Genomic DNA, 19,531 nt, shown 5'->3' with positions numbered 1-19,531 from the left:
CACGCCGTGTCCGCATGTCGCCACCTCGCCCGGGAGCTGGACCGCCGCGACGACGGCGCCCACTGCCCCGACTGCGACATCCTGATCTACCCCGCGATCGCCTGCGTCGGGCAGGTTCCCCCGCGACCTGACCCGCCCCCGTCGCCCCGGCCCGACACCGATCGGGCCGAGGGGGTCGGCCAGTGAAGGGCGTGCTCGTCGCGGAGGAGGTCGACGCCGCCTCGGTGCGCGTCGGGGACATCGTCGTGATCGGCGGGCAGCCGTTCGTGGTGCGGGACTTGACCGCGCTGGGCCCCGGGCGGAAGCGTAAGCGGCTTCTCTTCGTCTCGGGCGAGACGTTCGAGATGGGGCCCGCGACCGTGTTGCGGGTCTCCCGCCGCTACGACCCCCGCATCCCCCGCGGCCGGCCCGAGTGACCGCCGCCGCCACAGTCCTGGCCGCGCACTTCGCGGCCGGCTGCCTCGCGTGCTGGCTCATCGTCCGCGCCATCGCCGCGGACCCCTGACCCCCTGCCACCGGTAGGCGCGCCAATGGGCCGGCGCGCCGCGCGATCAGGCGATCTCCGCCGGTGGCAGGGCCCACCACCTCACCTCACCTCACCTCACCTCACCAGCGAAGGAGAACGATGCCCGAACCCCTCCGGTTCCTCACCTGGAACCTCCAAGACGGCGGTGGCGACCAGCACCGCACTGAGCAGCAGCGCTACCTGACTGCCGAGCGCCCGGACATTTTCGGGCTCACGGAACTCAGGGGCTGGGAAGACGACGGGTGGCGCGCGCTGCACGACGTGGAGGACGCCACCGGCACCAGCCCGATGGCGGGCGAAACGCGCGACTACCGCTTGCACAACACCGAGCTGCTGCGCGCGCTGTCCGACCACCTGCCCGTCTCCGCCACGTGACCTCACCGGCACCTGCACGCACCCCGAGCCCCGCTCCGGCGCCCACGCCTGGACAGCCCGGCGCCGGAGCGGCCCGCCCACCCCAGCCCTCGAAAGGACGACCGGAATGAGCACCGCAACCGTACCCGTGGCACGGAACGCTCGCGAGTTGCTGACGCCCGAGGAGTTCGCGGCCGTCGCGGCCACCGTGCAGGACACCAGCGGCGTGAACGAGCACGTAGCCGCACGCATCACCGAACAGGCCCTCGCGTTCGTCGCCGTCGCGGCCGACGCGCCGCACGCCGCGCTCGCGCCGTCCCGCACGGTCGACGAGGGCTGGCACGCCCTCATCCTCCACACTCGCGTCTACGAAAGGCTGTGCCGCCGCCTGGGTCGGGTCGTGCACCACCACCCGGAGCGCCCCGGCAGCACGGACGCGACCTGCACCGCGGACTGGCTCACCCGCACTACGGACGCCATCCGCCAGGCCGGGTACGGCATCGACGAGGAGCTGTGGCGGGGCCCCGACGACCCGGAAGCGGTCCACGTGGCCGCGCCCGTTCAGCACACGCCCCGGCCGGCCAACTGCTCACCGATCGAGACCCGACCGAAGCCCAAGCCCAAGTCGGCACCGACACCGGCCGAAGCCGGTACCGTCTGAGACCCGTATTCAGGAAAGGGGCGCCGATGAACGAGGACCAGGGCGGCGAGGAACAGCCCGAGCCCACCGCGTGCCCGTGCTGTCCCGCAGCCGTCCGCACCGGGTCCGAGGGCTACCGGTCGCGCAGAAACGGAAGAACGTCGTCGGGGGACAGAGACTCCGCCGCTACGTCCTTCATCGAATCCCAACGGGACATCAGGTCGGCCGCACCTTCGGCGATCCCGGAGGGCAGGCCCGCACCGCGCAGAGCCTGCGCCACTTCGCGCATCTCGTGCTGCCACCGCCATGCGCGGCTGGCGAGCGTCGGAATGAAACCCGGGTCGGTCAGGTCGGCTCGCGGCATGTCCTGCGCCTCGGCCAGAACCTCGGCGACGACACCGTGCTCCTCGGCGAGAGCGTAGGCCAGGGCGGCGAGCGCTCGCGCACTGCGCTGGTAGGCGCTGAACGCCAACTTCAGGGCGGAGGCGCTGCCGAAGCCCCCCGAGACCGGGCGGACATCGACTCGCGTGCCATGAAAGACCGTTCGGAGCAGGCCAAGGGCGTTGGCCTGCTCGGCCACGTAGATCCGGGCGATCCGCTGACGGTCGGCGTCGGGCCCGAAGATGCACGCATCGATCACCGGGCGGGGAGCCATCAGAGCGGCAATCCGTTCCAGACGGGGCACGGCGGTCGGGTTGGCGTCGATGTACATCCCGTCGAACGGCACACCGGCCACTTGCTCAGCCACGCCATCGGCGGCATGGGCAGGGCACACCGAAAGCACGACGTCACTTGCGGCCACGGCCGCCGACAGGGAGTCCACCGCTTCCAACCCGGCCTGCTCGGCGCGTTCGCGGGTGGCGGCGCTGCGGCCGAGTGGCACCCACAGCACGCGCGTTCCTGCTCGGACGGCCTCCGCACCGATGGCCGCGCCCATGCTGCCCGGGTGCAGCAACGCAACGGTGGTCACTGGACATCTCCCCCCGGGATCGCGCGCGGTCCCCGACGGCGGTGCGCTTCGATGGCCTCCTGCACACCGAGGGCAACGCGCGACGCTCCGGCCGGTGTGCCGGCCAGGTCGCGGGCGAACCGGTCGAGGCAACGAGTCACGCTCTCGGTGCGGCGCCGCGCCGCGATGCCGAGCACGGTGTGGACTTGAGCGGCGGCCCCTTCGACATCGCTGGCCATGAGTCGGGAGCGGGCCAAGTCCAGCCGGGCGAGACTCAGCTCTCCGAGCCTGCGCTCGCCAGGCTGTGCGCTCTCGTAGAGCCGGACGGCTTCTCCGGCATGCTGTTCGGCCTGTTGGACGGCATGGGTATCGCCCCGCCACAGCAACGTGGTGCTCGCGTAGAACAGTTGCTTTTCGCGCGGGAACTCCATCATGCCGCCGAGGTCGCCGTCACCGGTCGCCTGCCCGCGCAGTTCGTCCGCGAGCGCCAGCGCGTCCTGCGCGTCGGTGTGCATGCCGAGCTGACCGTAGGCCCGGGCCGCGATGCTGGCCAGCCGCACACCTGCGGTGCCTCCCTCGGGCGGGAATTCCAACCCGGCTTCGGCCAAACGCACCGCGTCCCGTCCTCTGCCGTCCCAGTAAGCCATCAATGCCTGGAGGCCACGCAGCCATGCGCGCAGCCCGTTATGACCCGCTAGTTCAGCGCAGAGGAAGCCCACGCGGGCCTGCGTCTCGGCGGCTTCCAGGCGGCCGAGATCGAAACTCGCGTTGGCCAGGATTCCGCACAGCACGCCAGCGGCCAGGTAGAGGTCCCTCGTGTATGCCGGGGGCTGACGGCCTTCGAGCAGTTCGAAGGTACGATCCCGAATCTCCTTGACCTCCCAGAACAGGGGCTCAACGGAGCGGTTGGGGTAGGTGGCGAGTATCCGCATGATGTCGGCCCGGATCTGGTCGAGTGTGTGGGGGCCGACGTTGGTCTGCTCCGCACGAGCTGCGAAGCGGGCTGAGTCACGGGCCGCAGACATCACCACGTCCTCCTTGAGTCCGGCTTCGAACGCCGGGCGGTGCGCCGACGTCTCAGACACGTTCGCGCCCGGGGATGCCGTACCAAGGAGCTGCTCAACGGGCATTTCAAACAGATGCTCCAAGATGAGGCGTGCGTCATGGCGCGGGGCCGATTCCACCTCGCCTTTCATCCAGCGCGTGAATTGGCGGGCGCTGATGGTCGCGGTACGCAGCTGCGGCCGGCGAAGCCGATCGGCCAACGTGCGAGCGGCGGCCTCGTAGCGCCTTTGAAAAACACTGAACCGTTGCCATCCGCGCTCGGTGGCGAGCGTTTCGAACGGAGTCCTCACGCAATCCCCTGTCCTGACCCATCTGATCCACGACCCTTCTACCCGACCAGGACGGGTGGCAAGACGCCTGCCGCGAAGACGGCGGCGAGACGGCAATACATGTCCGCGAATGGCACCGAACGCCGATGGTCGCGTCCTTGCGGAGCGTGGATGCTGGCAGCCCACTACCCAGAGCCCATTGGCGATCACGCTGAGTGCCTCGGGTGGTGCGTGCCAGGTCACAGACGTGCAGCCGCAGTAATCAACGCGCCATAGGAGCCGATCATGCCGGACACTCATCGCCATCCCCCTGGACAACTGCGCGTTGGAGCGGGCGCGGTGAGCGCGTCGACACGCGGTCGTGCGCGGCACCGCCGCCGACCCCACCGCGCCGCCCGCGCCGCCGGGTGGCTGGGCGCGCACACCGGCGAACTGCTGATCACGGCCACCTGCGCCGCGCTCGCCTGCCTGCTCGTCGCATGCTTCGTTCTCGCCCCGTAGGAGCACGTCATGTCCGCATGTCGCCACCTCGGCCCGGAGCTGGACCGCCGCGAGGACGGCGCGCACTGCCCGAACTGCGACGCCCTGATCTACCCCGCGAGCGCCTGCGCCCACCTGCGCCCGCCCGCCCCTCAACCCGCCCCCGACACCGAACCGACCGAGGAGACCAACCGGTGAACGGCGTCATCATCGCCGTGGAGATCGACGCCCGCACCGTCGCCGTCGGCGATCAGATCATGATCGGCGGACAGCCCCTCGTCGTACGCGACTTGACCGCACTGGGCGCCGGACGCAAACGGCTTCAGTTCCACTCGGGCGAGACATTCGTCATGAACCGCACCACCGTCCTGTGGGCCGCCCGCCGCCACAACCCCCGCATCCCACGCGGCCGACCCGAGTGACGGCCGGCCCACAGCCCACCGCGCACGCGCGCCGGGCATCAGCGCCCGCGTGCGCCCGCCGACGCGTTACACCGTCGGGCGTTCCCGTACGCGGGGCCTCGCGGTGCCGCCGAACGGCAGCGGGGCAACGGCGCTTCGTCCGTGGTGAGTGACCCACACGCCGCGGACGCGCACCGGACGCATACGCATCGCGTCGGTGACACATCCGCGCGGGCGCGCGCCGGTGCCAGGATGGCGCCACTTGTCCGCGCCGCCCTCCCGGGGGCATGGTGAGGAGTGACCCCGGCTTCGTCCCACGGAAGGTGGTGGGGCTCGCGGCACGCGGGCCTCCGATCGTGACTATCTCCCAGAACGCCGCCCTCCAGGGGCAGGCTTCGCCCCCGAGCCTCGGTCCCGCCTGGCTCGACGCCCCCTGCCCTGTGCTCGTCGCGGACCGCTCGGGCGTCGTTCGCGGCCTCAACGCGCGGGCCGCCGCCCTGTTCCCACGCGCCAGGTCGGGCGCGGGGCTGGAGGGAGCCGTTCCCGGGTGGCTGACCGATGCGCACCCGCGGGACGGCGGGGGCGGGGCGCAGGCCGTGCGCGGAACCCACGGCGGGCGCACGCTGTCGGCCCACCCGACGCCGGGACAGGACGGGGACGTGGTCTGGTGGCTGCTCGACGACACCGAGCGGGCCGGCGCCGAGGCGGCGCTGCGCGAGGAGCGGCGGCGCACCGCGTTCCTCTCGAACGCGTCGACCGCGCTGCTCGCCTCGCTGAACGTGGACCGGTGCCTTGAGGTGGCCGCCCGGATGGCCGCCTCGCACCTCGCGGACGCCGCCGTGGTGGTCGCCGCGCCCACCGGCAGGCGCGGCCACGCCGTCACCCACGGCCTGCCCTCGGGCGAGGTGACCTCCACGGTGGTCGACCTCTCCCCGGCCGACGTGCCCGGTCTCGACGAGGCGCTCCGCGGCTTCCCCCCGGTGCCGTCCCGGTGGATCGACCCGTCCGCCCTGCCCGCGTGGGCCGTTCCCGACGGCCTGCCCGGCCCGGTCGGCTCCGTCGTGGTCACTCCGCTGCCCGGTCACGGTGTGCCGGCCGGCGCCCTGATCCTGCTGCGCCGCACCGACCACGCGGCGTTCGACGAGGGCGAGGAGATACTCGCGCGGCTGTTCGCGGCCCGCGCGGGAGCCGCCGTCTCCGCGGCGCGGCTCTACGCGGAGCAGGCCGGGATCACCGCCACGCTCATGCGGGAACTGCTGCCGCCGCGGCTGCGCCGCGTGAACGGGGTGGAGTTCGCCGGTGGTTACCGCCCCTCGCGGGTCACCGAGCGCGTCGGCGGCGACTTCTACGACGTCCACCCGGGCGCGGGAGACGAGCAGGAGTCCCTGGCCGTGCTGGGCGACGTGTGCGGCAAGGGCCTGGACGCGGCTGTGCTCACGGGAAAGATCCGCAGTACGCTGCATGCTCTGCTCCCGCTCGCCGCCGACCACGGACAGGTTCTGAAGTTGCTCAACGGCGCTCTGCTGACCTCGCACCACGCCAGGTTCGCGACGCTGGTTCTGGCGTCGGTGGCCAGGGCGGGCTCCCGCGTGCGGCTGCGGCTGACCAGTGCGGGTCATCCCGCGCCGCTGATCGTGCGCGACGCCGGCCCGGTGGAGGCGGCCGAGACCGGGGGGACGCTGGTCGGGGCGCTGCCCGAGGTCGGCGCCACCACCGCCACCGTCGAACTGGCGCCGGGCGAGACGTGCCTGCTCTACACCGACGGCATCAGCGAGGCGCGGGGCGGCCCGCTCGGGAACACCGAGTTCGGCGAGGAACGGCTCAGGGCGGCCCTGGCCGGCTGCGCCGGGATGCCCGCGGAAGCGGTCGTCGAACGCGTCCAGATGCTCGCCTCCGAGTGGGTGGGCGACGGCCGGCACGACGACATGGCCCTGCTCGCGATCACCGCGCCCGGCGCACCGGCTTCCGCAGCGATATCGGGACGTGCGCCGGGCAGGCGGACCGCATGACGTCTCTCATCACCGCGGACCCGTCCCGTTCCTCGGGGCCCGCGTTCCTGGCCGACGCCCGTGCCGCCCTGTGGCAGGCGCTCATGGACCGGGACGAGTTCGCCGCCGGGCGCGCCGTACGTTCGGCCGTGGACGCGGGCGCGGAGATCGAGGATGTGCTGCTCGACGTGATCGCGCCGACGCAGGCGCGGGTCGGCGCCGAGTGGGCAGCCGCCCGCATCGGCGTCGCGCAGGAGCACGCCGCGACCGCCATCAACGACCGCGTGATCGCCGACCTCCCGCCGCGCGCCGCGCCGCGCTCACCCGCGGGCCCGGGGCCGCGGGTGACCGTGGCGTGTGTGGACGGGGAGTGGCATGCCCTGCCGGCGAGGCTGCTGGCCGAGGTCCTGCGCCGCCGCGGTTTCCGGGTCGACTTCCTCGGCGCGCAGGTGCCGACCGCGCACCTCGTGGCGCACCTCCACGAAACGGGACCCGACGCGGTGGCGCTGTCCTCCTCGATCGCCACCCGGCTGCCCACCGCGCACGCGGCGATCACCGCGTGCCAGGCGATCGGGGTGCCCGTGCTCGCCGGCGGCGCGGCGTTCGGTCCGCACGGCCGCTACGCGCGTCTCCTCGGCGCGGACGCCTGGGCACCGGACGGGCGGGCCGCGGCGGCGGCGTTCGGCGAGGGGCCGCCGCGCACACGGCCGCGGCCCACGCAGCAGGCCGTCGACGACCTGCCGCACCTGACCGACCAGGAGTACACCCTCGTGGCGCGCGGCCGGCGGGCCCTGGTCCGCGCGACGGCGGCGGGGCTCGAAGAGCGCCTGCCGTTCATGCGCGGCTACACCGAACCGCAGCGGGAGCACACGGCGCAGGACGTCGCGCACATCGTGGACTTCCTGGCCGTGTCGCTGTACGTCGACGACGCGGACCTCTTCAGTGGCTTTCTCGCCTGGACGGCTGACATCCTTGAGGCCAGGGGCGTGCCGTCGTCGTCACTGCCCCCCGCCCTCGACCTGCTCGCCGGGGAACTGACGGACTTCCCCCGTGCCACCCGCCACCTGGCGCACGGCCGGGCGGCACTCGGCTCCCGCCCGTCACCGCCGCTCCCCTGAACCGGAAAATCGCATGCACTCGCTCCCCGACCACACGTTCAGCCTCGCCACGAGCACCGACAGCGCCGGCGATGTCTCCATATCCATCACCGGCGACCTCGACTACGACACCTCGGACGAACTGCTCGCCACAGCGGAGCGCCAGTTGGAACGGCGACCCGCGCCCCGGCACCTGCGGCTCGACTGCGCCCGGCTGGCCGGCTGCGACTCCGCCGGCCTCTCGATCCTGCTGATGATCAGGCGCCGCGCCGACGTGACGGGCACCCGGCTGCACCTGGACAACCGGCCGGCCGCGCTGGAACGCGTTCTCGGCATCACCGGGACGCTCGCGCACTTCACCGACGCGCCGGCGCCCGACCAACCGGCTCCTGAACAACCGGCTCCGGGCCAGCCCTGAGACCTTCGGCGCGCTGCCCTGCGTGCCGGGCGGTCACGGCGGCGCGTCGCCCGCACGCCGCAGCTGGCGGAGCGCCTTGTCGAGGTCCTTCAGCCGCTTCAGGTTCGCCAGGGGACGCCGCATGCGGGCGCTGCCGGAGAGCCGGTCGCGCTGGCGGTGCAGGAAACCCCAGTAGCCCGCGGTGTAGGGGCAGGCCCGCTCGCCCACGCGGTCGCCCGGGCGGTAGGCGCACGGGCCGCAGAAGTCGCTCATCCGGTTGATGTAGGCGCCCGCGGAGGTGTACGGCTTGGTGGTCATGCGCCCGCCGTCCGCGTACTGGGACATGCCGACGACGTTCGGCAGCATCACCCAGTCGTAGCCGTCGACGAAGCAGCGGTGGAACCAGTCGGTCACCGCCTCCGGATGCCAGCCGCGCTGGAGGGCGTAGCTGCCGAGCACCATCAGGCGCGGGATGTGGTGGGTCCAGCCGGTGTCGCGCACCTGCGCGAGCACGGTGGACAGGCAGCGTGCCGTCACCGCGTCCGCGTCGAGCTCCGTGAACCAGTCGGGCAGCGGGGCGGTGTGCTCCAGCGCGTTCTCGCGGCGGTAGTCGGGGCCGAAGTACCAGTACAGGTGCCACATGTACTCGCGCCAGCCCGCCACCTGCCGGATGTAGCCCTCGGCGCTGGGCAGCGGCACCGAGCCGGAACGCCAGGCGTCCTGCGCCGCCGCGACGCACTCGGCCGGGTCGAGGAGCCCGAGGTTGAGGGAGGAGGAGAGCAGGCTGTGGCTCATCACCGGATCGTCGGCGAGCATGGCGTCCTCGTGCGGCCCGAAGCCCGCGAGCCGCCGTTCGGTGAAGCGGCGCAGCGCGGCCAGCGCCTCCCGCCGGGTGGCGGGGAAGAGACGCGGCCCGTCGCGCCCGACGAAGGAGACCTCGCCGTCGCGTTCCCAGCGGTCGAGGTCCCGCCTGACCTCGTCGTCGATGTCGTCCTCGCGCGGCCGGTAGGGTCCCGAAACGTCCAGGGTTCCGGCGTCGCGCGGCGGCGGCTCGCGGTTGTCGCGGTCGTAGTTCCACCGCCCGCCCTCCGGGTCGCCCTCGTCCATCAGCAGGTCGTGGCGCCTGCGCACCCAGTGGTAGAAACCCTCCTGCCGCAGGCCCTGCGCGCCGCCGTGCTCATCGGCCCAGGTCCGGAAGTCGGCGAGCGGCACGAGGAACCCGCGCGCCGGCAGCACCGTCACCCGGTCGATGCCGTTCACCAGGCCGAGCGCGGCCCACGACGTCGGGTGGTGCACCGTGAGCCGCCCGCGCGGCGCCGCCTGCGCGAGTCCTTCCCCGTAGGTGCCGGCCCGCACGTAGTGCACGCGGTCACCGAGTTCGGCGGCGCGGTGGCGCATCGCGGACAGGACGAGGTGGGCCTTGGCGCGGTGGAAGCGGCGGCGGCGCAGCACCGCGCGCGACTCGATCATCACCACGGGCGCGTCCGGCCCCGGGCCCTCCTCCGCGGGCGTGAGGAAGTGCGGGCCCAGCTGGTCGCCGAACAGCCAGTGGGCCTCCCCCGCCGATCCTGAACGCCGCCTCCGCTGTTTCCTCCGGTCCGCTTTCGTGCCCGTGCCGGCCATGTCACTCCCTCGTCGGGTGCCTGTGGTGCCCCTGGGGTCAGGAATGCCATACGAAGGGCGTCGGCTCCGGGTGGCGCGCGGAGGGCCGGACGGGTTTCCCCTGCACGCTTATTGTCCTGCACATGATCACGCTGCTACGTTTCAGGCGCGCTGGGAGCGCTCCCAAACGGCCGCTGCCCCGCGCGCGCCCCGCGCACGATCTGAATCGATTCACGTCGGTGTGGCGAGCGGTGCCGCGGACACGGCCGATGCCGCAAGGAAGTTCTCACGCGGAAAGAACGAGAAGGAGCCGCCATGTTTCTCCGATACGCGGGCAGCCTGCGGGGGCTGCTCGCCGCGACGCTGGTCGCCCTCCTGGCCGGGGTGTCCCTCGTCGCGCTGCCCGCGCCGCGCGCCGCCGCCGCCCAGGTCGACACGGACTCCTGGTACGTCCTGGTCAACCGGCACAGCGGCAAGGCACTCGACGTCTACGACCTGGCCACGCACGACGGTGCCGGGATCGTGCAGTGGGACCGCAACGACGGCGCCTGGCAGCAGTGGCAGTTCGTCGACTCGGGCGGCGGGTACTACCGCCTGAAGTCACGGCACAGCGGAAAGGTCCTCGACATCGCGGGCTGGTCCACCGCGGACGGGGCGAACGTCCACCAGTGGACCGACAACAACGCGGCCAACCAGCAGTTCGCCGTCGCCGATTCCGGAAACGGCCATGTCCGGCTGATCAACCGCAACAGCGGCAAGGCCCTTGAGGTCTGGGAGTGGTCGACGGCCGCGGGCGGGCGCGTGTCGCAGTTCGCGGACCTGAACGGCGCGAACCAGCAGTGGGCCCTGATCCCTGTGGACGGCGGCGGGAGCGCGGCATGCGGCTCCGGCACCTACCACGCCGAGGCGACGGTCAGCGGCAGCACCTGGACCGCGCGCCGCGGCAGCAGCACCGTGTACACCGGTTCCAGCATGCGGGACGCGGTCCAGGCGGCCATCGGCAGCCTCACGCCGAACCGCGGCTCCAAGGAACGCGTCGTCGTGCGCGGGTCGGGGTCGATGAGCGCCGGTACCCGGATCTCGCTGCCCAGCCACACGGCCATCGACGTCTGCGGCACCATCAACGTCACCGGCTCGGGCTCGGGTGACCAGGCCCCGATCTACGCCAGGGGCGCCACCGACATCGAGGTCGGCCACCTGAACGTCACGGGCGCGCCCCTGTACGGCATCTTCATGCGCAACGTCACGAACGTGGTGCTCGGGCAGATCGACCTGCGGCTCTCGGGCGGGCTCGGCATCCGCATCGACAACCACGGCGACCGCTCGGTCCGTTCGCGCAACATCCGCATCGACAACGTCTACGTCTCCGGCGCCGGCAACCAGGGCGTGGAGACCTACGGAGTCGACGGCCTGACCATCGGAACGGTGACCGCGCGCAACGTCGCCTACTCCGGGCTGCTGCTCAACGACACCATCAACGCGACCGTGACCCGGGTCGACGCGGAGAACACCGGCACCGGGACCGGCTACGCCGCGTTCCGCATGGCCAACCGCAACGGCCGGGTCGGCGACTCCTACCCCACCAACATCCGCGTCGGCGAGGTCATCGCGCGCGGCGGCGGGCGCGGCGTGTTCTGCGTGTCCGAGAGCGGTGGCGCCGTCATCGACCGGATCACGCTGACCAGCACGGGCAACAACGCCATCCTCATCGAGAACTGCTACAACGTGAACATCGCCGCGCAGAGCGGGACCGTCAGCGGCGGGGGCGAGGTGCGGCTCGCGGCCCGTAGCGAGTTCCCTGGCAACCGTGACATCACGCTCCAGAACCTGACCCTGAACAACACGGCGCTGCGCGAAAGCCCCTGCGGCACCAACATCGTCTACCGCAACCTCACCCTCAACAACACCTCGCGCCAGACCTGCTGAGACCCGCCCGTGCGAGAACGGCCCACCGGCCGAGTGCCGGTGGGCCGTTCCCGTGCGGCCACCGGTGGTGCGGGCCCGCGCGTTCCGGGCGGGCGGGCCCGCACGGCGCGCTCACGCCACCCGGCTCTCCTCCGGCTCGTCGTCCTCCGGGAGGTGGACGTCACCGACGGAGATGTTGACCTCGATCACCTCAAGTCCCGTGGTGCGTTCGAGGGCCGCGACGACGTTCTCGCGGATCGCCGCGGAAACGCCGGGGACGGACTCGCCGTACTCGATGACGATGTCGAGGTCGATGGCGGTCTGCCGCTGACCGACCTCGGCCCGCACGCCGCGGGCCGCGTTCGCGCGCCCGCCCGGCACCCGGTCGCGCCACCGCGCCGAGGGCCCGCACCAGTCCCCCGCCCAGGGCATGCACCCCGGAGACCTCGCGGGCCGCCATGCCGGCGATCTTCTCCACCACGCCGTCCGCGATGACGGTCCTGCCGCGCGTGGCCGCGGGCTCCTGCGGGCCGCTCGCGCCTGCACTCACCGTGGTCCCGCCCTGCGGCGCCGACGAGGAGGGGCGCGGCGACGCCCCGGCCGGGGCCTGGGCGGCTGTCGTGGTCGTCATGCAACTCTTCCTTGCCTTCGCGTTCTTTTCTGACCGCTGCCGTGCGCTTCTCGCACCGGACTGGCCCCTTCCGGGTGCTTTCCGGTCGTTCTTGTCGGCTTACCGTGATCGGCGGACGTACTCGGGTCCGCGCCTCCCTGTTTCGCCCGCCGCGCCCGCCTCCGCGGCCGTGCGGACGGGCGTCCGGCGGCGAGGCGAAAGCCTTCCCGGGCGGGCGGGACTCGAATACGCGTCGCGGGAAGACGCGTGGACGGCGCGTTCCCGGGAACGCCGCGAGCAGACCGGAATAGTGCACACGGCGCCCGCCATCGTCCACACCCTTCGGGCTTAAAATCGTTTCACATGCCGGGTCGGGCGGGATTTTTTCCGCAGGCATCGCACGTGTTCCACCGCCATCCCATCCCTCGCACCATTCGCTGCGAATCGGAGAAGGTCATGCGCAGGACGAGCGCGAGATTCACCATGGCCGGTATCGTCGCCTTCGCGACGGCGGCCACCCTCACCGTCGCCGTGGCGGGACCGGGTTCCGCCACGGAATCCGCCGCGCCGCAGACATTGGCGGTCGGCAGCCCGACGGGCTTCGGCGCCTCCACCACGGGAGGAGGGAACGGCACCGTCCACAATGTGTCGAACGCCTCCCAATTCACCTCCGCCGTACAGAGTTCAGGGTCCAAGCAGGTCCGGGTGAGCGGGACGATCAACCTCAGCAGCATGGTCAAGGTGTCTGCCAACACCACGATCATCGGGGTGGGTTCCAATGCCCGCATCGAAGGCAGCGGACTCAACATCTCCCGCGTCAACAACGTGATCGTGCAGAACCTGACGTTCAGCAACTCGGACGACGACGCCATCAACGTCGAGTACGCCACGAACGTCTGGATCGACCACAACACCTTCACCAACCCGAACGACGGAGCCCTGGACATCAAGCGGGCCTCCGACCGGATCACCGTGTCGTGGAACCGCTCCTACGACGTCGACAAGAACATGCTGCTCGGCCACTCGGACAGCAACGGTTCCGAGGACTCGGGGAAGCTGCGCGTCACGTACCACCACAACTGGTTCGACGGCACGAACCAGCGCAACCCGCGGGTGCGCTTCGGCAACCCGGTCCACGTCTACAACAACTACTTCGACAGCGTGGGCAGTTACGGTGTCGCGTCGACGGAGAACGCCGGCGTGCTCGTCGAGGGCAACTACTTCGAGAACACGGACGACCCGTTCCACCTCGGCGAGGGCTCGTCGGACGAGGGCTCTCTCGTGGCCAGGAACAACCACTTCGTGAACTCGGGCTCGGGTCAGCAGGGCGGATCGGTCAACTCGATTCCCTACGGGTACTCGCTCCAGAGCGCGAGCAGCGTCAAGGCGAGCGTGACCGCGGGCGCGGGCGTCGGAAAGATCTGACCCCGCGAACCTCGCGAGGAGCCGTTCCGCACCGGGCCGCCGGCGCGGAACGGCTTCACGCGCGCGAGCGGGCGTGCCGCCGGTGTGAATCACCAGAGGGCGTGCCCGGATTCCGTGTAACGCGGCCTTCCCGTCCCGAGCGCTTCGACAGCCCGGCCGACCCGGTCACGGATGCGTGGGCGCAGCGCGACGATCGCCTCGTCGGGCGTGAAAAACGTCCTCCCCGTGCACGCACATGCATCAGCTTCCACGGCGTACAGACGGGCATGCAGCATCGGCGGAAAGTTGTCCAAAATGGGCAACTTATCGCCCCGATTGCACAAGTGCGGCACTGACGGTCGCACCCATCGCCTGCGAGGTCACCTCCCACGGCCATCTCGGCAAGCCGAGCATGTCACCGGAAATACCGAAGCCATCGGCAGCACGTTCGATTACATGCGTGCCGCGAAATGCTTCGGACGCTCCCATGAGCCCCCCGGCAGGGACGGGAAATGATCCCGCCCAGGGCAGCCCCGGCGGCGGAGGCGTCGTTCGGCATTGCTCGCCGAGCGCTCCGCTCGGCATTCCGCCGCGGCTCGGCCGCCCGGGATTTCGTGGGCCGTTCCGCGCGTGGCTACCGTAGGGGCCCGGCGGGCCCGGTGGCGGTCCTCGGCAGGGCGCGGCGGCGGAAGCGAGGGGTGATGGACGGGCTGGCACGACGGCGCGACGCGGCGGCCCCCGCGGAGACGCGCAGCCCCGAGGCGGGCGCCCCGGGCGCGGCCGAGGTGGTGCCGTTCACGATTTCGAGCGAGGCGGAGACGTTGCGCCGCGCGACCCGATGGACGACGCACGAGCACCCGGTGCACGAGCTGATCTGGAGCGCGCGGGGCGTGCTGAGCATCACGATCGGCCGGCGGCTGTGGGCGTTGCCGTCCCGGGTCGGGCTGTGGATACCGGCGGGTGTCCCGCACGCGGGGAGCGCGGCGGACGGGACCCGTTATCACGCGAGTTTCTTCGCGCCCTCGGCGTCCGCCGACGTGTTCCGCGAGCCGGTGTGTCTCGACGTGGCGCCGCTGCTGCACGAGTTGCTGATCCACCTGGGGGGCCCGGGCCTCACGCCGGACGCCAGGAGCAGGGCCGAGGCGGTGGCGTTCGACCTGCTGCGGCCGGCGCGGCGGCGGCATCACGTGGTGCTGCCCGACGACCCGCGGCTGCGGGCGATCGCCGAGGCCGTCGCGGCCGATCCGGCCGACGGGCGCGCCCTGGGCGACTGGGCGGCTGAGCTCGGTGTCAGCACGCGCACGCTCGCCCGCGCGTTCGCCGGCACGACGGGGATGGGGTTCACCGCGTGGCGCGCGGTGCTCAGGGTGCACGCGGCGCTCGCGCTGCTGTCCGAGGGGACGTCGGTCGCCGAGGTCGCGCAGGCCGTGGGGTACAGCAGCCCGAGCGCGTTCACGGCCGCGTTCCGCCGGGTGACCGGCCGCACGCCCAGCACCCACCAGGGTGCGACCGTGTCCGAAACGCGATAGCCGGCGTCTCATTCGCGCGATTGCGCCATCAGGGGCCGCTGCATAGCATGTGGCGAACTTAGGGCTGCCTAACCTAACTCGGCGCGGCGTTCCGTCCTGCCGTTCCCCGTCCCCGTCCGTCCTTCGCACGGCACACCGCCGTCCGTGCCTCACCCGCACCGGAGTGCCGCCATGTCACCGCCCCCGAGACGCCGAGGCGCGAGCCCGCGATGACACCGGCACTCCGAACGGCCGACCGCCCCCGCGCCCTGCGCCGCGCCGCCCTGCCCGGGTCCGCGCTGCTGCTCGCCGCGCTGTGCGTCACCAGCTTGTTCGTCGGCTCGGGCGGCATCGGCTTCGCGCAGACCCTGGACGCGCTGACGGGTGGGGGTGAGGACGACACCACCACCCTGCTCGTCCGCGAGTACCGCGTGCCCCGCACCGTCCTCGCCCTGCTCGTCGGGGCGGCGCTCGGCCTGGCCGGCACGGTCGTGCAGGCACTGACCCGCAACCCCCTGGCCGACCCCGGCATCCTCGGGGTCAACGCCGGCGCCTACACCGCCGTCGTGTTCGGCGCCGCGTTCCTGGGGGCCGGCGCCACCGCGGGGCAGGTGTGGTTCGGCCTGGCAGGCGCCGCCGTCACCGCGACGCTCGTGCACGTGATCGGCACCACGGGAGCGCAGGCGGGCAGCCCGGTGAAGCTGGTGCTCACCGGGGTGGCCGTGGGCGCCGTGCTGAGCGGCGTGGCGTTCGCGGTCAGCATCGTGCGGCCCGAGGTCTTCGACCGCGTCAGGTTCTGGCAGGTCGGTTCGCTCCAGGGGCGGCGCTGGGAGACCGTGCTCGCGGTCCTGCCGTTCGTCGTGGTGGGCGTGGCCCTCACGCTGGCCCTCACCCGGCCGCTGAACGCGCTCGCCCTCGGCGACGACACCGCGGCCTCGCTCGGCACGCGGGTCCTGGTGGCCCGGCTGGCCGGTCTCGCCGCGGTCACCCTGCTGTGCGGCGCGGCGACCGCGGCGGCCGGGCCGATCTCGTTCCTCGGCCTGATGGTCGCGCACGCCGTGCGCGCCGTGACCGGACCCGATCTGCGGCGGGTGCTGCCCGTGAGCCTGCTGGCCGCGCCGGCGCTGTTCCTCGCCGCCGACATCCTGGGCCGCGTCCTGGTCCCCTCCGAGCTGCCGGTGGGCATCGTCACCGCGTTCCTCGGCGCTCCCCTGCTGATCCTCCTGACGCGCAGGCGAGGCGGCGGACGCCTGTGAACCTGCCCCGGAGATCCCCCGTGCGCCCCACCGCCACCACCATGGCGCGCAAGCCGAACGCGCGCCCGCAGGAGCGCCTGTGGACGCGCAGGACGCCCCTGCTGCGCCTGCCGTGGCCGGACGCCGCGGTCCGCGTCGACCTGCGCGCCACGGTCGTCACCGTCCTGCTCGCCGCCCTGGCCGCCGGCGTCGGAGCCTGGTCGCTGACGGTCGGGGAACTGGCCCTGTCCCCCGGCGAGGTGCTGGCGGCGTTCACCGGCGACGCCGACAGCGGCACGGAACGCGTGGTGCTGGAGTGGCGGCTGCCGCGCACCGTGATCGCGCTCGTGGCCGGGGCCGCGCTCGGCGCGGCGGGCGCGGTCTTCCAGAGCATGACCCGCAACCCGCTGGGCAGCCCCGACGTCATCGGCTTCAACGCGGGCGCCTACACCGGGACGCTGATCGCCGCGCTCACGGTCGGCGGCACCCGCTTCGGCGCGACCGCGGGCGCCCTGATCGGCGGCCTCGCGACGGGCGTGCTCGTCTACCTGCTCGCGTTCCGCGGCGGCGTGCAGGGCCAGCGGCTGATCGTCGTCGGCGTCGGCGTCGGCGCGCTGCTCACCTCGCTGAACGGCTACCTGCTGATCAACCTCCGCCTCGAAGAGGCCATCGCCGCCGCGACCTGGGGGGCGGGCTCGTTCGCCGACGCCGGGTGGTCCGAGGCGCGGCCCGTGCTGGTGGCCACCGCCGTGCTGCTGCCCGCCGGGGTCCTGCTCCAACGCCGCATGCGCCTGCTCGAACTCGGCGACGACGCCGCCCGGGCCCTTGGCGTGCCCGTGGAACGCACCCGGCTGGCCCTGCTGTTCCTCGGAGTCGGGCTGACCGCGGTCGTGACCGCGGCGGCGGGACCGATCGCGTTCGTCGCGCTGGCCGCGCCCCAACTGGCGCTCCGGCTCGCCCGCACCGGCGGCGTGCGGCTGTTGCCTGCCGCCGCCATGGGCGCGCTGCTGCTCGTCACCGGCGACCTGCTGGCCCGCACCCTCACCGCCCCGGCCCAGCTGCCGGTCGGTGTCGTCACCGTCTCCCTGGGCGGCTGCTACCTGGTGTGGCTGCTGTCGTCCCGTTCCCGGAGGACTTCATGACCGACGCCCGCACCGACGCGGAACGCGCCGCGGCCGTTCCCGGCGCGCCCCGCGCCGACGCCGCCGCGCTCGGCACCCGGGGGCTGACCGCCGGGTACGAACGCGCCGCCGTCCTGCGCGAACTCGACGTGGACATCCCGGAGCGGTCGTTCACCGTGATCGTCGGCCCCAACGCCTGCGGCAAGAGCACGCTGCTGCGCAGCATGGCCCGCCTGCTGCGCCCGGCGGCCGGGCAGGTCGTGCTGGGCGGCGAGGACATCGCGCGGTTGCGCGCGAAGGAGCTGGCCAGGCGCCTCGGCCTGCTGCCGCAGAGTTCGACCGCGCCGGACGGCATCACCGTGGCCGACCTGGTCTCCCGCGGCAGGCACCCGCACCAGTCGCCCCTGCGGCCCTGGTCCTCGCGGGACGAGGCGGCCGTCCGTGAAGCGCTCGCGGCCACCCGGCTCACCCCGCTGGCGCGGCGCCCGGTGGACGCGCTGTCCGGGGGCCAGCGGCAGCGCGTGTGGATCGCGATGGTGCTGGCGCAGGAGACGCCGCTGCTGCTGCTCGACGAGCCGACGACGTTCCTCGACCTGGCGCACCAGTTGGAGGTGCTGGACCTGTGCACGCGGCTGCACCGGGAGGGCCGGACGCTGGTGGCCGTCCTGCACGACCTGAACCAGGCCGCCCGGCACGCCACCTGGCTGATCGCCATGAAGGACGGGCGGATCGCCGCCCAGGGCCCGCCGGGCGAGGTGGTCACCGGCGCGCTCGTCGAGGAGGTCTTCGGCGTCAGGGCCCGCGTCATCGAGGACCCCGAGACGGGCACGCCGCTGGTGGTCCCGCGCGCCCGCCCCCTGCTCCACCACCCCGACCATCCCGCTCCCCCGACCGACCGGAGACACCCATCGTGAACGCCCCGCCCCGCGCCCCTCGCCCGTACCGCAGGGCCCGCAGGACTTCGGCCCTCGCCGCCCTGGCCGCCCTCGGCCTGCTGCTGACCGCGTGCTCAGGCTCCGACGACTCCGGGGAGGGCGGCGAGGCGGGCGGCGGCGACCTGCTCGCCTCGGTGGAGACCATGTTCGGCACCGTGGACATCCCCGAGCCCGCCGACGGCGACCTGACGGTCGTCGCCCTGGGCTGGTCGGACGCCGAGGCGGCGCTCGCCCTGGGCGTCAAGCCGGTGGCCGTCTACGACTGGCTGCCGTTCGGCGAGGAGAACAAGGGCGTCGGGCCCTGGGCCACCGACCTGTTCGGCGAGGACACCCCGACGGTGATCGAGAACGTCGACCAGTCGCTCAACTACGAGCAGATCCAGTCGTTCGAACCGGACCTGATCCTCAACGCGCGGTCCGCGAACGACGAGGCGCAGTACGAACGGCTGTCGTCCATCGCACCCACCGTGTACGCGCCCGAGGGCACGGCGGCGTACGCCACCGACTGGCGCACGCACACGCGGCTGATCGCCGAGTCCCTGGGCCGGGCCGAGGAGGGGGAGGAACTGGTCGCGCAGGTCGAGGGCCGGATCGAGGAAGCCGCCGCCGAGCACCCCGAGTTCGCGGGCCTCTCCGCGGTCACCGGCTCCAAGTTCGGTGAGGCGTACGGCGCGTACCTGCCCGGGGACGCCAGGTTCGACCTGCTGGAGCAGCTGGGCTTCGCCCTGCACGCGCCGGTGGCCGACCTGCCCGCGTCCGGCGGGTTCTTCGCGCCCGTCGCGGCAGAGCAGGTCGAGGTGCTGGACGCCGAGGTCGCCGTGCTGTTCCCCATCGGGTACACGCTGGACGAGCTGCGGGCCGACCCGTTGATCCAGTCGCTCGACGTGGTCGAGGAGGACCGCGCGGTCCTCCTCGACGCCGACGGCGATGTGTCGATGGCGTTCAGCGCCGCGAGCGTGCTGAGCATCCCGCCGGCGCTGGACGGGCTGCTGCCGCAGCTCGCCGACGCCGCGGCCACCGCGTGACCGGGCGCCGGCGCGCCGGG

Annotated in this window: 21 protein-coding genes and 1 pseudogene; 17 read left to right on the top strand and 5 right to left on the bottom strand. The window is 72.8% G+C overall.

The genetic code is table 11. The features are described from left to right. Positions 1-6: 6 nt before the first annotated feature. From LC193_RS28025 to LC193_RS28010, 4 genes are all read left to right on the top strand, one after another. A complete protein-coding gene (locus LC193_RS28025; protein WP_226078171.1) occupies positions 7-186 on the top strand; it encodes a hypothetical protein in 180 nt (59 codons plus the stop codon). Then, positions 183-416, top strand: coding sequence for a hypothetical protein (locus LC193_RS28020; RefSeq protein ID WP_226078170.1), 234 nt, complete (start codon positions 183-185; stop codon positions 414-416). Before LC193_RS28025 ends, LC193_RS28020 begins: the two co-directional genes overlap by 4 nt. 209 nt (positions 417-625) lie before the next feature. Then, positions 626-901, top strand: a complete 276-nt coding sequence (locus LC193_RS28015; protein ID WP_226078169.1) for an endonuclease/exonuclease/phosphatase family protein — start codon at positions 626-628, stop codon at positions 899-901. A gap of 106 nt (positions 902-1,007) precedes the next feature. Then, on the top strand, positions 1,008-1,541 hold the full coding sequence (locus LC193_RS28010) for a glycine-rich domain-containing protein (RefSeq protein WP_226078168.1): 534 nt from the start codon (positions 1,008-1,010) through the stop codon (positions 1,539-1,541). A 112-nt stretch (positions 1,542-1,653) separates the two neighbouring features. On the opposite strand, the gene LC193_RS28005 is transcribed toward LC193_RS28010, so the two are convergent. Both LC193_RS28005 and LC193_RS28000 read right to left on the bottom strand, forming a co-directional pair. Further along, on the bottom strand, positions 1,654-2,490 hold the full coding sequence (locus tag LC193_RS28005; RefSeq protein ID WP_226078167.1) for an NAD(P)-dependent oxidoreductase: 837 nt from the start codon (positions 2,488-2,490) through the stop codon (positions 1,654-1,656). Then, positions 2,487-3,824 (bottom strand): hypothetical protein, encoded by a 1,338-nt coding sequence (locus LC193_RS28000; protein ID WP_226078166.1) that lies wholly within the window; start codon positions 3,822-3,824, stop codon positions 2,487-2,489. The genes LC193_RS28005 and LC193_RS28000 overlap by 4 nt, the downstream gene beginning before the upstream one ends. A gap of 318 nt (positions 3,825-4,142) precedes the next feature. On the opposite strand from LC193_RS28000, the gene LC193_RS27995 reads away from it, so the two are divergent. The 6 genes from LC193_RS27995 (at position 4,143) to LC193_RS27970 (ending at position 8,187) form a co-directional block, all read left to right on the top strand. Then, positions 4,143-4,304 carry a hypothetical protein gene (locus LC193_RS27995; RefSeq protein ID WP_226078165.1) on the top strand — a complete coding sequence of 54 codons (162 nt, stop codon included), beginning with the start codon at positions 4,143-4,145 and terminating at the stop codon, positions 4,302-4,304. Between the two features lie 9 nt (positions 4,305-4,313). Continuing rightward, complete coding sequence (locus LC193_RS27990) at positions 4,314-4,481, top strand: hypothetical protein (protein ID WP_226078164.1); 168 nt, start codon at positions 4,314-4,316, stop codon at positions 4,479-4,481. Beyond that, positions 4,478-4,705: a hypothetical protein gene (locus tag LC193_RS27985; protein WP_226078163.1), complete on the top strand. Its 228-nt coding sequence runs from the start codon at positions 4,478-4,480 to the stop codon at positions 4,703-4,705. The genes LC193_RS27990 and LC193_RS27985 overlap by 4 nt, the downstream gene beginning before the upstream one ends. A gap of 335 nt (positions 4,706-5,040) precedes the next feature. Further along, entirely contained in the window at positions 5,041-6,693 is a 1,653-nt protein-coding gene (locus tag LC193_RS27980; protein ID WP_226078162.1) for a PP2C family protein-serine/threonine phosphatase, read from the top strand. Next, a complete protein-coding gene (locus LC193_RS27975) occupies positions 6,690-7,790 on the top strand; it encodes a cobalamin B12-binding domain-containing protein (protein WP_226078161.1) in 1,101 nt (366 codons plus the stop codon). The genes LC193_RS27980 and LC193_RS27975 overlap by 4 nt, the downstream gene beginning before the upstream one ends. A 13-nt stretch (positions 7,791-7,803) precedes the next feature. Further along, positions 7,804-8,187 (top strand): STAS domain-containing protein, encoded by a 384-nt coding sequence (locus tag LC193_RS27970; protein ID WP_226078160.1) that lies wholly within the window; start codon positions 7,804-7,806, stop codon positions 8,185-8,187. Positions 8,188-8,220: 33 nt separating this feature from the next. Here LC193_RS27970 and LC193_RS27965 read toward each other — a convergent pair whose 3' ends face one another. Next, complete coding sequence (locus tag LC193_RS27965) at positions 8,221-9,789, bottom strand: cryptochrome/photolyase family protein (protein ID WP_226078159.1); 1,569 nt, start codon at positions 9,787-9,789, stop codon at positions 8,221-8,223. A 294-nt stretch (positions 9,790-10,083) separates the two neighbouring features. Here LC193_RS27965 and LC193_RS27960 point away from each other — a divergent pair, with 294 nt between their 5' ends. Next, positions 10,084-11,694: an RICIN domain-containing protein gene (locus LC193_RS27960; RefSeq protein WP_226078158.1), complete on the top strand. Its 1,611-nt coding sequence runs from the start codon at positions 10,084-10,086 to the stop codon at positions 11,692-11,694. 111 nt (positions 11,695-11,805) lie between these two features. Here LC193_RS27960 and LC193_RS27955 read toward each other — a convergent pair. Both LC193_RS27955 and LC193_RS27950 read right to left on the bottom strand, forming a co-directional pair. Continuing rightward, positions 11,806-12,304 (bottom strand): annotated as a pseudogene (locus tag LC193_RS27955) (Asp23/Gls24 family envelope stress response protein). 338 nt (positions 12,305-12,642) lie between these two features. Further along, the gene (locus LC193_RS27950; RefSeq protein WP_226078157.1) at positions 12,643-13,035 is read right to left on the bottom strand and encodes a hypothetical protein; all 393 of its coding nucleotides are present in this window, start codon (positions 13,033-13,035) and stop codon (positions 12,643-12,645) included. Here LC193_RS27950 and LC193_RS27945 point away from each other — a divergent pair. The 6 genes from LC193_RS27945 (at position 13,016) to LC193_RS27920 (ending at position 19,511) form a co-directional block, all read left to right on the top strand. Beyond that, a complete protein-coding gene (locus tag LC193_RS27945) occupies positions 13,016-13,708 on the top strand; it encodes a pectate lyase family protein (protein ID WP_226078156.1) in 693 nt (230 codons plus the stop codon). The two genes, LC193_RS27950 and LC193_RS27945, sit on opposite strands and share 20 nt — an antisense overlap. A gap of 680 nt (positions 13,709-14,388) precedes the next feature. After that, the gene (locus LC193_RS27940) at positions 14,389-15,216 is read left to right on the top strand and encodes a helix-turn-helix domain-containing protein (RefSeq protein ID WP_226078155.1); all 828 of its coding nucleotides are present in this window, start codon (positions 14,389-14,391) and stop codon (positions 15,214-15,216) included. 209 nt (positions 15,217-15,425) lie between these two features. Next, positions 15,426-16,451 carry a FecCD family ABC transporter permease gene (locus LC193_RS27935; RefSeq protein ID WP_226078154.1) on the top strand — a complete coding sequence of 342 codons (1,026 nt, stop codon included), beginning with the start codon at positions 15,426-15,428 and terminating at the stop codon, positions 16,449-16,451. A gap of 20 nt (positions 16,452-16,471) precedes the next feature. Then, positions 16,472-17,572 (top strand): FecCD family ABC transporter permease, encoded by a 1,101-nt coding sequence (locus LC193_RS27930; RefSeq protein ID WP_226078153.1) that lies wholly within the window; start codon positions 16,472-16,474, stop codon positions 17,570-17,572. Continuing rightward, complete coding sequence (locus LC193_RS27925) at positions 17,569-18,465, top strand: ABC transporter ATP-binding protein (RefSeq protein ID WP_226078152.1); 897 nt, start codon at positions 17,569-17,571, stop codon at positions 18,463-18,465. Before LC193_RS27930 ends, LC193_RS27925 begins: the two co-directional genes overlap by 4 nt. Beyond that, positions 18,462-19,511 (top strand): iron-siderophore ABC transporter substrate-binding protein, encoded by a 1,050-nt coding sequence (locus tag LC193_RS27920; protein ID WP_226078151.1) that lies wholly within the window; start codon positions 18,462-18,464, stop codon positions 19,509-19,511. The genes LC193_RS27925 and LC193_RS27920 overlap by 4 nt, the downstream gene beginning before the upstream one ends. Positions 19,512-19,531: the final 20 nt, after the last annotated feature.

The sequence above is a fragment of the Streptomyces marincola genome (genome assembly GCF_020410765.1).
Classification (GTDB): Bacteria; Actinomycetota; Actinomycetes; order Streptomycetales; family Streptomycetaceae; genus Streptomyces; species Streptomyces marincola.
The sequence above is the reverse complement of the archived record's forward strand: the minus strand, read 5'-3'. Positions and strand labels throughout refer to the sequence as shown.

Coding starts and splice junctions, on each gene's coding strand:
- LC193_RS28015 (WP_226078169.1), top strand. CDS start 626: ATGCCCGAACCCCTCCGGTTCCTCACCTGGAACCTCCAAGACGGCGGT.
- LC193_RS28010 (WP_226078168.1), top strand. CDS start 1,008: ATGAGCACCGCAACCGTACCCGTGGCACGGAACGCTCGCGAGTTGCTG.
- LC193_RS27990 (WP_226078164.1), top strand. CDS start 4,314: ATGTCCGCATGTCGCCACCTCGGCCCGGAGCTGGACCGCCGCGAGGAC.
- LC193_RS27975 (WP_226078161.1), top strand. CDS start 6,690: ATGACGTCTCTCATCACCGCGGACCCGTCCCGTTCCTCGGGGCCCGCG.
- LC193_RS27970 (WP_226078160.1), top strand. CDS start 7,804: ATGCACTCGCTCCCCGACCACACGTTCAGCCTCGCCACGAGCACCGAC.
- LC193_RS27965 (WP_226078159.1), bottom strand. CDS start 9,789: ATGGCCGGCACGGGCACGAAAGCGGACCGGAGGAAACAGCGGAGGCGG.
- LC193_RS27960 (WP_226078158.1), top strand. CDS start 10,084: ATGTTTCTCCGATACGCGGGCAGCCTGCGGGGGCTGCTCGCCGCGACG.
- LC193_RS27945 (WP_226078156.1), top strand. CDS start 13,016: ATGGTCAAGGTGTCTGCCAACACCACGATCATCGGGGTGGGTTCCAAT.
- LC193_RS27940 (WP_226078155.1), top strand. CDS start 14,389: ATGGACGGGCTGGCACGACGGCGCGACGCGGCGGCCCCCGCGGAGACG.
- LC193_RS27935 (WP_226078154.1), top strand. CDS start 15,426: ATGACACCGGCACTCCGAACGGCCGACCGCCCCCGCGCCCTGCGCCGC.
- LC193_RS27925 (WP_226078152.1), top strand. CDS start 17,569: ATGACCGACGCCCGCACCGACGCGGAACGCGCCGCGGCCGTTCCCGGC.